The organism is Acinetobacter sp. YH12097 (assembly GCF_013419225.1).
Classification (GTDB): Bacteria; Pseudomonadota; Gammaproteobacteria; order Pseudomonadales; family Moraxellaceae; genus Acinetobacter; species Acinetobacter amyesii.
In genome coordinates, this window is the sequence record NZ_VPAN01000023.1 from 1 (window position 1) to 12,163 (window position 12,163).

At 44.2% G+C, this 12,163-nt stretch carries 10 protein-coding genes; all 10 read right to left on the bottom strand.

Features of this window, described 5'->3' with window-relative positions; genetic code table 11:
* Positions 1–175: 175 nt before the first annotated feature.
* The 10 genes from nuoN to nuoE are packed head-to-tail and all read right to left on the bottom strand — an operon-like array spanning position 176 to position 12,159.
* Positions 176–1,720, bottom strand: a complete 1,545-nt coding sequence (gene nuoN, locus FTU37_RS10770) for an NADH-quinone oxidoreductase subunit NuoN (RefSeq protein ID WP_078191095.1) — start codon at positions 1,718–1,720, stop codon at positions 176–178.
* A 3-nt stretch (positions 1,721–1,723) separates the two neighbouring features.
* Positions 1,724–3,337: an NADH-quinone oxidoreductase subunit M gene (nuoM, locus tag FTU37_RS10775; RefSeq protein ID WP_078191096.1), complete on the bottom strand. Its 1,614-nt coding sequence runs from the start codon at positions 3,335–3,337 to the stop codon at positions 1,724–1,726.
* Position 3,338: 1 nt separating this feature from the next.
* The gene (gene nuoL / locus FTU37_RS10780) at positions 3,339–5,228 is read right to left on the bottom strand and encodes an NADH-quinone oxidoreductase subunit L (RefSeq protein WP_180124327.1); all 1,890 of its coding nucleotides are present in this window, start codon (positions 5,226–5,228) and stop codon (positions 3,339–3,341) included.
* On the bottom strand, positions 5,225–5,533 hold the full coding sequence (gene nuoK / locus FTU37_RS10785; RefSeq protein ID WP_067665227.1) for an NADH-quinone oxidoreductase subunit NuoK: 309 nt from the start codon (positions 5,531–5,533) through the stop codon (positions 5,225–5,227). The genes nuoL and nuoK overlap by 4 nt, the downstream gene beginning before the upstream one ends.
* A complete protein-coding gene (nuoJ, locus tag FTU37_RS10790; RefSeq protein ID WP_171262661.1) occupies positions 5,533–6,051 on the bottom strand; it encodes an NADH-quinone oxidoreductase subunit J in 519 nt (172 codons plus the stop codon). The genes nuoK and nuoJ overlap by 1 nt, the downstream gene beginning before the upstream one ends.
* Positions 6,051–6,593: an NADH-quinone oxidoreductase subunit NuoI gene (gene nuoI, locus FTU37_RS10795; protein WP_078191099.1), complete on the bottom strand. Its 543-nt coding sequence runs from the start codon at positions 6,591–6,593 to the stop codon at positions 6,051–6,053. Before nuoI ends, nuoJ begins: the two co-directional genes overlap by 1 nt.
* A gap of 18 nt (positions 6,594–6,611) precedes the next feature.
* Positions 6,612–7,628 (bottom strand): NADH-quinone oxidoreductase subunit NuoH, encoded by a 1,017-nt coding sequence (nuoH, locus tag FTU37_RS10800; RefSeq protein ID WP_078191100.1) that lies wholly within the window; start codon positions 7,626–7,628, stop codon positions 6,612–6,614.
* 3 nt (positions 7,629–7,631) lie between these two features.
* The gene (gene nuoG / locus FTU37_RS10805) at positions 7,632–10,310 is read right to left on the bottom strand and encodes an NADH-quinone oxidoreductase subunit NuoG (RefSeq protein ID WP_180064947.1); all 2,679 of its coding nucleotides are present in this window, start codon (positions 10,308–10,310) and stop codon (positions 7,632–7,634) included.
* Positions 10,311–10,321: 11 nt separating this feature from the next.
* Complete coding sequence (gene nuoF / locus FTU37_RS10810) at positions 10,322–11,653, bottom strand: NADH-quinone oxidoreductase subunit NuoF (protein ID WP_168378564.1); 1,332 nt, start codon at positions 11,651–11,653, stop codon at positions 10,322–10,324.
* The gene (nuoE, locus tag FTU37_RS10815) at positions 11,650–12,159 is read right to left on the bottom strand and encodes an NADH-quinone oxidoreductase subunit NuoE (protein WP_078191103.1); all 510 of its coding nucleotides are present in this window, start codon (positions 12,157–12,159) and stop codon (positions 11,650–11,652) included. The genes nuoF and nuoE overlap by 4 nt, the downstream gene beginning before the upstream one ends.
* Positions 12,160–12,163 lie beyond the last annotated feature (4 nt).

Sequence of the window (12,163 nt, forward strand, 5' to 3'; positions counted from 1 at the left end):
TAATGGAGAAATCTAATCGGTATGTTATACCTGAGAGAAGAGTGAGGAGTTATCCAAGGGTTGTAAAAGGAAAACCTCAAAAATACCCAAGAAAAAGCCAGTCAATCTCTTAACTGACTGGCATTACCCTTTACAGGAGGCTTTTTTGTAATAAGCAAATTAATTGCTTAATTCATTAGTTAAAACCACTCTGAATTAAGCTAAAAATGAACTGTTGTAATTCAGGTGAAATCGCAAAGTATGCCACTTGAGATACTGCAATGATTGGATCTGGATATACACCGATCAACAACACAAGTGCAGCTGCGCCAAGCACCATAATACCACCCACTTTTTGACCCCAATGATCGACAGCATCGATACGTGGGTTTTCCGGTGGAGTCATGTACATCACAATCATCACACGTAGGTAGTAGTACAAACCGATACCTGAACCAAGGATCACCATCGCAGCTAAGAACCATGAACCACCAGCAACCGCTGTTTTGATCACAAGGAACTTACCAATAAAGCCAGCTGTTAATGGGATACCTGCAAGAGATAACATCATGACAGTCAGTGTTGCAGTCAACACTGGACGACGCCAGAACAAACCACGGTACTCCGCAAGGCTACCTGCTTCGTCTTTGTTGTTGTAAGGGCTAGACATCAGTGTCACAACACCGAACGCACCAATCGTTGTTAATACATAAGTAATCACATAGACGTTGACGCTGCTGAATGTTGCAAAGCCTTGTACTTGAACAAAGTCAGTATTACGTGCACTGACAATCGCAACAAGTAAGTAACCAAAGTGAGCGATTGAAGAGTATGCAAGGATACGTTTCAAGTTCACTTGACGTACTGCTAGTAAGTTACCCGCAAGGATAGACAATACTGCAATGATGGTCACGATCGTGATGAAGCTGTCAGAAAGGATTAAGCCAGAAGCCAAGAAGTAACGAACGAATAGACCGATCATTGCCACTTTAGCCACAGTCGCTAAGAATGTCGCGATTGGCGCTGGCGCACCTGCATACACGTCTGGTGTCCATTTGTGGAATGGCGCAAGAGACAATTTAAATGCAACAGCAAAAACAATCAGTGCAAGACCAAGGACTACACCCGGTTGGCTGAATGTTGTGAACATTTTGCCTGGTTCAGCAACGAATGCCATTGTACCTGTGTACGCATATACATAAGCCATACCCATCAACAACATCGCAGAAGCAGTTGCTGAAAGCACCAAGTATTTCACACCCGCTTCAAGCGACTGTGAACGTTGGTGTGTATAAGCCAATAGGCCGTATACAGGAATCGACATTAACTCAAGACTGATAAAGAATGACGCATAGTGCGAACTTGCAACCATTAACAATGCACCTGTTACAGAGCACAGCATCAAGATATAAAGTTCTTCACGGTTATCTTTATAGGTTTCGATATACGCATGTGACAATGTGCAGCAAGCAAGTGCTGCAATCAAAATCACGAATTGGTACAACATCGTAAATGGATCTACGATGAACAAATTCATTACGTTTGCAGGTGCATACTGCCCTGCAACGAAAACAAAAATAATATAAAAGGCTGCAAGGTTCAGACCGATAACGGAAGTCGTTGCAACTAAATTGTGGTTACGCTTGATTGCAATTAGCAACATCACGACGATCGCAGTTAAAGCCACGATCATCACAGGAGCTAATGGCATAAGCTCAGAAAATGACATTGTGAAGTCCATGGCTTATTGCATCTCCACATTTTCAGGTTGTACAGCAATCTGCTGCACAACATCAACGACTTCTTGAACTGGGATATAGCTATTTGCAATCCACGCCATGCTTGAATTTGAAATATCAAGGAAGGTTTGTGGGAATAGACCAAGCCATACTAGACCAAGAGCACAGATTAAAAGAATCACAACTTCACGCGCATTTAAGTCTTTCAACGGATTTGCGTAATGCTGTTTTTGTTCTTCGTTTGGTGTACCGAACAATGCTTTGTGGATCAGGATTAAACCGTAAAGACCGGCAAATACTAAGCTTACTGCAGCAAGGATTGTGTACACAGGGAACTTGTCATAAGAACCCATCAAGATCAGGAATTCACCGATGAAGTTACCTAGACCCGGAATACCTACAAGTGCCGCAACAAAGAACATTAAGAAGAATGAAAGGTATTGGAACTGACCACGAATACCGCCCATCAAACGCATGTCACGTGTATGCAGACGTTCGTAAACCTGACCACACATAATGAACAATGCAGCAGAAGATAGACCGTGAGCCAGCATCATAATCATTAAGCCTTGGAATGTCAGGATGTTACCTGCATACAAAGCAAGAAGTACGAAGCCCATGTGCGAAATAGATGTGTACGCAAGCAGACGTTTCATGTCTGTTTGTTGGAATGCACACCATGCACCGTAGAAAATACCGATTAGACCAAGAATGATCGCGATGTCAGCAAACTGAGCAGATGCTACTGGGAAGAATGGAATAACGAAACGTAAAAGACCATAAGCCGCAGTTTTAATCAAGATACCTGCAAGGTCGACAGAACCCGCTGTAGGTGCTTGCGCATGTGCATCTGGTAACCAGCCGTGTAAAGGGAAAACTGGAAGTTTTACCGCAAAACCAATGAACATACAGATCATGAATGCATACGCAAGTGCTGGAGCTTTCGCCTCAACAGTGTGTGCAACACTCATCAAGAAGTCATAGTTAAAGCTGATTTGACCGTGAAGTTGGAAGCCAACAACCACTAGACCCAAGATACCGATCAACATGATCAGACCCGCAACCTGAGTATAGATAAAGAATTTAGTTGCAGCGTAAACGCGTGACTTACCTTCTGCTCCTTTATGACCCCAAAGTGCGATCAAGAAGTAGATTGGTACCAGCATCATCTCCCAGAAGAAGAAGAATAGGAACATGTCAATCGCTAAGAATACACCGATCACACCACCTAAAGACCAAAGTAGGTTTAAGTGGAAGAAACCAACGTTCTTTTGAATCTCACCCCATGAACAGCCGACCGCAAGTACACCCAGTAATGCAGTTAAACCCACCATAAGCAGTGAAAGACCATCCACCGCAAGGTGAATGTTAATCCCTAAAGTGGTAATCCACGGTAGGTTAAATTGAGCAGCCCACTGTGGAGCCTGTGTACCCAACTCGTAGTTATAAGTACCGCTTTGCCATAAAACGACGGTTAACACCAACGTTAATAGCATACCAATTAAGGCAATATAGCGTGGTAAGTGCTTGTCGAGTTTATCGACAAGCCAGCATACAAAACCTGCAATGAACGGAATAAGGATCAGAGCGGGTAGAATTAAATTGTTTGGAGTTTCCATTTTATTTCCCCACGACCTGAATCACGACCAGGATCAATAGTAATGCAAACGTACCGAATGCCATACTAGATGCGTATTCACGCAATGAACCTGTTTGACGTGAACTTGTAAAGCTATTACCGCCTTTAACAAGTGCAGGCAATACAAGCCATAAGCCGTCAATTGGATCACGACCAAAGATTTTAGCCAGTAGCAAATAAGGCTTAACGAAAACAATGTTATACAAAGCATCGAAACCAAGTGCATTACGACAGATATTTGCAAGACCCGCGCCCAGTGAAGTTTTCGCGAACGATTTCACTGCACCATAAGCAAAGGCAAATAACACCACACCCACTGCAAGACCTGCAAGTGCAATACCAACTGCTGTATATTCAGCGCTATGCATACCGTGTTCTAGTGCTTCTGGAATATTAAACGCTGGGATTTGTGCAGCATTTAAAATATTCGTTACTGGTGCTTTTAAGACATAAGCTAAACCAGTTGAAAGCACTGCAAGAATCGCCAATGGACCCCAGTAAGTAACACCTTTGATTTCATGGTAAGGCGTGTTTTCTTTACCAAAGAATACAACCCAAATAAGACGGAATGTATAAATTGAAGTTAAGAACGCACCTGCTACACCAGTCCAGTACAAGCAGTCATAAACTGCAATCGCTTGACCTTTCACCCATACCGCACCAAGAATCGCATCTTTCGAGAAGAAGCCGATCGTGATGAATGGAATCGCTGCCAATGCACCGCCACCAATCGCGAAACAAGCAAACAAGAATTTGTTTTTGTGGAATAGACCACCCATCTTGAAGATGTTTTGTTCGTGATGGTAAGCCAAAATCACAGCACCAGAAGACAAGAATAATAATGCCTTGAAGAATGCGTGAGTCAGCATGTGGAATAGACCGGCTTGGTAAGCTTCAGCACCTACAGCCATAAACATATAACCCAACTGACTCATAGTAGAGTAAGCAAGAATACGTTTGATGTCTGTTTGTACCAATGCAGCAAAGCCTGCTACCAACAATGTCACTGCACCCGTGATTGAGATGAACATCATCACTTCTGGCGCTTGTTCAAACACGCTGAACATACGGCTACATAGGTAAACACCCGCTGTTACCATTGTTGCTGCGTGAATCAATGCAGATACTGGTGTAGGACCAGCCATCGCATCTGCCAACCATGTTTGTAATGGGATCTGAGCAGATTTACCTGCAGCACCCAAGAACAACATCAATGCAGTCCAAATTGCAATCGAAGAACTCTGAGCCAAAACTGTTGGCGCAGCAGCCACAACTTCTGCAATGTTTAAAGTGCCGAATTGTTGGTAGATCAAGAACAATGCAATCAGTAAGAATACGTCACCCACACGTGTCACAGTGAATGCTTTAATTGCAGCAAAACCGTTTGCAGGTGTTTGGTAGTAGTAACCAATTAATAGGTATGAACATAGACCTACACCTTCCCAACCGAGGAATAACAACGCTAAGTTGTCACCCAACACTAAAAGCAGCATGCTTGCCACGAATAGGTTGAAGTATGAGAAGAAACGTGCAAAGTCTTCTTCGCCACGCATGTACCATGTTGCAAAGATGTGAATTAAGAAACCCACACCTGTGATCATGCCCATCATCAATAATGATAAGCCATCTAAATGAAGCGTGAAGTCCGGTGCTAAGTTACCTGCACTGAACCAAGTCCAAAGATGCTGAGTTGTTGCAACTGAACCATTATTAACAAAGTCGATACCGGCAATTAATGCAAATAAAGCTGAAAGACCCACTGAACCTGCACCAATAATTGCAGCAACTGATTCAGGAAGATTTTTACGACCTGCCGCCAACAGGATAAAACCAATTAGCGGGAAAAGTACTGTTAAATATAAATAACTCATCCGCGCATCTCACTAGCAGCATCCACATCCAGATGATGGAAGCGATGATAGAACTGAAGGACGATCGCAAGACCGATACAAGCCTCTGCTGCAGCAAGCGTTAAGATCAAGATAAACATCACTTGACCATCTGGCTGTGCCCATGCGCTTCCTGCCAAAACGAACGCTAAAGCAGCTGCGTTCATCATGATTTCAAGGCTCATTAAAATAAATAGTAGGTTGCGTCGAACCATCACACCGTAAAAACCCAGTGCAAAAAGAATGGTTGCAACGATCAAACCATGTTCTAAAGGGATGTTGCCCATTATTCTTTGTCCTCTTCTGCACCTGGCTCACGTTTGCCAAGATGGAATGCAGCGACAAGTGCGCCAAGCAATAACATCGCAGCAACTTCAACCAGCAATAAGTACTGAGTAAAGAGTGAAGTACCCACTTCTTTCGGACCGACAACTTGAGCACCCATGACAGTGCCAGCAGTTGTGTAGTCTGACTTCAACATCCAAACAAGGATTAGACCCATCAGGAAGCTCATCAACGCAGGATATGCCCACGCTGAAGAAGTCAGCCATTTGCTTTCTTGTTCAACAGTATTTTGACCAAGATTCAGCATCATCACGACGAATACGAATAGCACCATGATTGCGCCAGCGTAAACGATAATTTCGAGGGCACCGGCAAACGGCGCACCCACGATCATGAAGATACCTGCAACTGCAAGTAAAGAGATAATCAAGCTTAATAAAGCATGTACTGGGTTCGTGTTAGTTACAACACGAACGGTAGAGACGATGGCCACAAGCGCCATCAAATAAAATGGCCACATCATGGTAATAGACTCCGTACATCAACTGGTGTGCTTTCGCGTTGAGCCTGACCTTTATCTTTACCAGCAACAGCCATACCTGTTACGCGGTAGAAGTTATAGTCTGGGTATTTACCAGGACCTGAGATAAGAAGGTTTTCTTTCTCATAAACTAAGTCCTGACGAACATACTCACCTAACTCAAAGTCAGGTGTCATTTGAATCGCAGTCGTAGGACATGCTTCTTCACACATACCGCAGAAAATACAACGTGAGAAGTTGATACGGAAAAATTCCGGATACCAACGACCATCTTCTTTTTCAGCTTTTTGTAGTGAAATACAGCCGACTGGACATGCAACCGCACAAAGGTTACATGCTACACAGCGCTCTTCGCCATCAGGGTCACGCGTTAACACGATACGACCACGGAAACGTGGTGGTACGATGTCTTCCGCTTTAACCTCTGGATATAAAATGGTGTCACGTTTACGTGTCGCGTGTGAGAATACCATCCACAACGAACGTACAATTGACCCAAATCCAGCTAGAAATTTAAACATTTTATTCTCCTTGCTGTCTTAGGCCTGATTCATCAGAATCACAGCACCAGTTACCAGAAGGTTAACCAACGCCAATGGCAAGCAAATTTTCCAACCAAAGTTCATAACTTGGTCATAACGTGGACGCATTAAAGAACCACGAGCCAAGACAAACATCATGACAAAGAATGCTGTTTTAATAATGAACCAGAACGCAGCTGGAATGAATGGAATATCTAGGTTGAAAGGCGCTAACCAACCACCGAAGAATAAAGTCACGATTAATGCAGAGATCAGTACGACGTTGACGTATTCCGCAACGAAGAACATACCCCATTTCATACCGCCGTATTCGACATGGTAACCTTCCGCCAATTCTTGTTCTGCTTCTGGTTGGTCAAATGGATGACGGTGAGTTACCGCAACACCCGCAACCACGAAGATCAAGAAACCTAAGAACTGAGGAATAACAAACCAAACATCACGTTGAGCTTCAACAATTTCACGCATGTTGAATGAGCCTGCAATCGCAACCACACCCATTAGTGAAATACCCAAGAACACTTCATAAGAAATGGTTTGAGCAGCAGAACGTAAACCACCTAGTAATGCGTATTTGTTATTTGAAGACCAACCACCGAACAATACTGCGTATACCGCAATACCAGCCATTGCCATAAAGAACAATAGACCGATGCTCATGTCTGAAACACCTAGATAAGGTGAAACAGGAATAACCATGAACGATAGCACCGCAGTTGCCATCGCAACTGCTGGAGCCATACGGAAAGTCAATTTGTCAGCAAATTTTGGTGTCCAGTCTTCTTTGAACATGATTTTCAGCATGTCGGCAACAATCTGGAACATACCGCCCGGACCTACACGGTTCGGACCGTAACGGTCTTGCCACAAGCCGAGTAAACGACGTTCAATAAAAGACATCAACGCAGCGATCAATACCACAACCAGTAAGATCACAATTGCTTGAAGAACTGAATAGGCGATTGGCCAGTTTTCAGCCCACAGCGGCGTTTGACGGATTAATTCTTGTTCCATGAATTACACTCCTACCGCGACTGAAACAGGTTCTGCAAGCGATACTGTAGGTGCTAGACCCACTGGGTAACCGATATAACCTGTAGGTAAGTATTCAATCACTTGAACTGGAAGGACGATTTCAGCATCCCCTGCTTTCACAGCGATACGTTGACCATCTTGAACATTTAAGCGTGCTGCATCTTGCTCACCCACAGCAAACATTGCTTCAGGAATACGTGATTCCATCGCAGGTGTTTTCACTGTAAATTCACCAGAAGCGAAGATGTGATGCATCGGTACAAGACGGAAGCTTTCACCATTAACCGCAACAGGTGCAGGTGCAACGAAAGTACGTGCTGGACGTTTCGCTAAACGATCGAATAAACGAACGCCTGCATCGCCACCTTTTAAGTGACCACCCACGTTGTCTTGGAATTTGTTCCAAGCTTGTGGAGAGTTCCAACCTGCAGACCAAGCAAATGGTACAAGTGAAGCTGGAGTTTGGTTACCTACATAACCTTCCATAGAGAACGTCAACGCAGAGTCTTTATCGACTGGTTGTTTTGGTTCATGAATAGAAAGTGGTGCGCGCATCGCAGTACGACCTGAGTAACGACGTGGTTCACGTGCCACTTTCAGACCATGTACACGGAAGCCAGCATCTGGTGCTACGTCTTGAATCGCTTCAAGTGCAGGAACGTTTTTCGCTACTGACTCGATAACATCATCAAGAAGTGTCCAAGAAATCGCTTTGCCTTTCACGCCAGTTTCAATGGCATGTAACCAGCGCCAAGATTCTTTGATCGCAAGTTCAGGTTTGTAGTAGCTTGGGTCATACACTTGGTAGAAACGTTGTGCACGGCCTTCTTGAGAGACAACAGTACCGTCACCTTCAGCAAATGAAGCAGCAGAAAGTACGATGTTGGCTTTTTTCACAGTTTCAGTTTCAGAATGATCAAGTACGATCACTTCTTTACCAGAAAGTGCAGCATTCACCTGCGCGGCTGGTAAGCGACGATAAAGGTCATTTTCCACCACGATCACGGTATCGTAATCTTGTGCAAATGCTTGTTCTAAGCTTTGACCACCAAAGATCGCTAAGCCCATTGAGTTCACTTCAGGAACAGTCAATGTTAAGCCCGCATTACCAAGGTTCTGTGCAACTTGTGCAGCAGCTTCCATGATTGATGCGTCTTGCAAGCTCGTACCAGAGATGATTAATGGTTTTTTCGCAGCTTTTAAAGTATCAGCAATCGTTTGTGCAAATGCTTTTGCATCGTCATCCAAACCTAAGATCACTTCACCTTTGACAGCAGCAGCGACCGCAAAACCTAAACGTGCAATGTCGTTAGGTGATGCAACAACTTCACCTGTTGCAACATCAGCTAAACGTGTTTGAGTTGCAGCAAGGATGTAAATCGGAGATTTGGCATCTTGAGCAATACGTTGTACAGGTTCAGCCAACCACTCTTGCGTACGGCGCTCTGCAGCCATTTCTTTAGCTTTATTTTTCGCAGCTTGGCGAACAGATAGAGCCATACGAGGCGCAGTTTGAGTCAGATCTTCACCCAAAATCAACACAGCATCGTAGCTTTCGATTTCACGCATACCAGGGTTATAAACACCTTCGGTTTGCATAATAGAAGCTGCAAGTTCAACAAGTTTTTGCTCTTTTTGAGCCATACCGGTTGAGAAGTTGTCTTGACCTACAAGTTCGCGAAGTGCGAAGTTTGATTCAAGTGACGCACGTGGTGAACCGATACCCAATACTTTTTTACCTTGGATATTTTCAATTACGGTATCCAATGCTTGGTCTACAGAAACTGTAGTCACATTTGCACCAGAACGGAATTGTGGTTGACGTGGACGATCTTCACGGTTCACATAACCTGTACCGAAACGACCTTTATCGCAAAGGAAGTATTGGTTCACGTCACCGTTAAAGCGGTTTTCTACACGACGTAGTTCGCCATAACGTTCACCCGGAGAGATGTTACAACCTGAAGAACAGCCTTGGCATACGCTTGGCGCATACTGCATGTCCCATTTACGGTTATAGCGTTCAGAGTGAGTTTTATCTGTGAATACACCTGTTGGGCAAACTTCAGTCAAGTTACCAGAGAATTCAGATTCTAAAGTACCTGATTCTGGACGACCAAAGTAAACACGCGAAGCGTTTGCATACACACCAAAGTCCGTACCACCTGCATAATCTTTGTAGTAACGCACACAACGGTAGCACGCGATACAACGGTTCATTTCATGAGAAATGAAAGAGCCTAGCTCTTGGTTGTAATGCGTACGTTTTGTGAAGCGGTAACGACGACGGTCATGCTGAGTCATTACAGTCATATCTTGTAAATGACAGTGACCACCCTCTTCACACACTGGACAGTCGTGTGGGTGGTTGGTCATCAAGAATTCAACAACAGAAGCACGAAAATTCTTTGCTTCGTTATCTTCAATCGAGATGTAGGTATTGTCAGATGCAGGCGTCATACATGACATAACTAAACGACCGCGAGTATCTTCAGGATTCGCGTATTGAGTCACAGCACATTGACGGCAAGAACCGACAGAACCTAAGGATGGATGCCAACAAAAGTATGGGATGTCGATGCCAAGGCTAAGACATGCTTGTAGCAAGTTCTCTGAGCCGTTGACTTCATACGATTTTCCATCGACATGAATTGTAGCCATAGTCGAATTCCTTAAGCTTGTTCTACGTTGCTAGTTTGAGCTGCCGCATTTACGACTTTAGCTTCAAATTCGCCACGGAAATGTTTGAGTGCGCCCATTAACGGTTCCATCGCACCTGGAGCATGCGCACAGAAAGTTTTACCAATCCAAAGCTTACGAGTAAGTTCTTGTAAGTGATCGATATCTTCTTTCTTACCTGTGCCATCTTCCAAGGCTTTAAGCGCTTTAACCGCCCAAGGTAAGCCATCACGGCATGGTGTACACCAACCGCAAGATTCACGCGCAAAGAATTCTTCTAAGTTACGTGTCGCAGAAACCATACACTGAGTTTCATCAACCACCATGAGCAAACACGTACCTAAACGTGAACCTGCTTTCATGATGCTTTCAGCATCCATAGGAAGGTCAATGTGTTCAGCAGCAAGGAAGTCTGTAGAAGCACCACCCGGTAACCATGCTTTGAGTTTTAAACCATCACGCATACCACCGGCATGATCTTCAATCACTTCACGCGCAGTTGTACCAAATGGAAGTTCCCAAAGACCTGGGAAAGTTACCTTACCTGATGCACCGTAGATTTTAGTACCTGGATCTTTCGACTTACCTTCAGATAAACCGATATACCATTCAGGGCCACGAAGCATAATTGCGGGTAAGTTGTTGTAAGTCTCTACGTTGTTAACAATCGTAGGACGACCCCAAGCACCTGCAACTTGTGGGAATGGCGGTTTAGTACGTGGGTTCGCACGGCGACCTTCAAGCGAGTTAATCAATGCAGTTTCTTCACCACAGATATAACGACCCGCACCGGTATGCACGTGTAACTCAAAGTTCCAACCAGTACCTAGGATGTTTTCACCTAAGTAACCTTTGGCACGAATTTGGTCCAATGCTTCATTTAAGTATTGAGCCGCTTCGATGTATTCACCACGGATGAAGATATAACCCTGTGTTGCTTCTAATGTATAAGCAGCAATCAACATACCTTCGATCAACTGATGAGGAAGTTTTTCCATCAACAGACGGTCTTTAAAGGTACCTGGTTCCATTTCATCGGCATTACAGATGAGGTAACGAGGGCCTGAGTTATCATTTGGCGCCATAAGCGACCATTTGATCCCTGCAGGGAAGCCCGCACCACCACGACCTTTTACAGTCGCAGCTTTAATCACTTCAAGCACTTCTTTCGGTTGCATGCCAACAGCTTTCTTAAAGCCTGCATACCCTTCAAGTGCTTCGTAATCATCTGCACTGCGAACGTGTTCCTGTTTGCTCAAACGCCATGTGAGTGGGTGAGTTTCTGGGTTACCGTCGCCATAAATTGGTTTTGGTTCAGTATTCATACATACTTCTCCAATAACTGTTTAATTGAAGTCACTTCAACTAGACCGTGAGTGTCTTCGTCAATCATTAACGTCGGACCTTTGTCACAGTTACCTAGGCAGCAAATTGGCAATAAAGTAAAGCGACCATCTGCAGTCGTTTGACCAAATGAAATGCCTAATTCACGCTGGAATGCTTCAGCAAGTGTTTCCGCACCCATCAAGAAGCAAGCAATCGAGTCACATAATAAAATTACGTGGCGACCAACTGGTTGACGGTAAATACGGTTATAGAAAGTAGCAACACCTTCTAGGTCTGCAAGGCTCATGCTAAGCAATTGAGCAATAGCATTCATCTGTGCATCATCTACCCAGCCATTACGGCGTTGTACACACTTCAAAGCATCAAGACATGCTGCGCGTGGGTACGGATAGTGACCAATGTGATGTTCGATATCGTGGATTTCTTCCGCAGTTAAAATCCCTTCAACATTCACACGTGGTTTTTTGTCAGTCAAAATCATCATAATG

Excerpts from the sequence above, each read along its gene's own strand:
- nuoN (WP_078191095.1), bottom strand. The coding sequence starts at position 1,720 with ATGGACTTCACAATGTCATTTTCTGAGCTTATGCCATTAGCTCCTGTG.
- nuoM (WP_078191096.1), bottom strand. The coding sequence starts at position 3,337 with ATGGAAACTCCAAACAATTTAATTCTACCCGCTCTGATCCTTATTCCG.
- nuoL (WP_180124327.1), bottom strand. The coding sequence starts at position 5,228 with ATGAGTTATTTATATTTAACAGTACTTTTCCCGCTAATTGGTTTTATC.
- nuoK (WP_067665227.1), bottom strand. The coding sequence starts at position 5,533 with ATGGGCAACATCCCTTTAGAACATGGTTTGATCGTTGCAACCATTCTT.
- nuoJ (WP_171262661.1), bottom strand. The coding sequence starts at position 6,051 with ATGTGGCCATTTTATTTGATGGCGCTTGTGGCCATCGTCTCTACCGTT.
- nuoI (WP_078191099.1), bottom strand. The coding sequence starts at position 6,593 with ATGTTTAAATTTCTAGCTGGATTTGGGTCAATTGTACGTTCGTTGTGG.
- nuoH (WP_078191100.1), bottom strand. The coding sequence starts at position 7,628 with ATGGAACAAGAATTAATCCGTCAAACGCCGCTGTGGGCTGAAAACTGG.
- nuoG (WP_180064947.1), bottom strand. The coding sequence starts at position 10,310 with ATGGCTACAATTCATGTCGATGGAAAATCGTATGAAGTCAACGGCTCA.
- nuoF (WP_168378564.1), bottom strand. The coding sequence starts at position 11,653 with ATGAATACTGAACCAAAACCAATTTATGGCGACGGTAACCCAGAAACT.
- nuoE (WP_078191103.1), bottom strand. The coding sequence starts at position 12,159 with ATGATGATTTTGACTGACAAAAAACCACGTGTGAATGTTGAAGGGATT.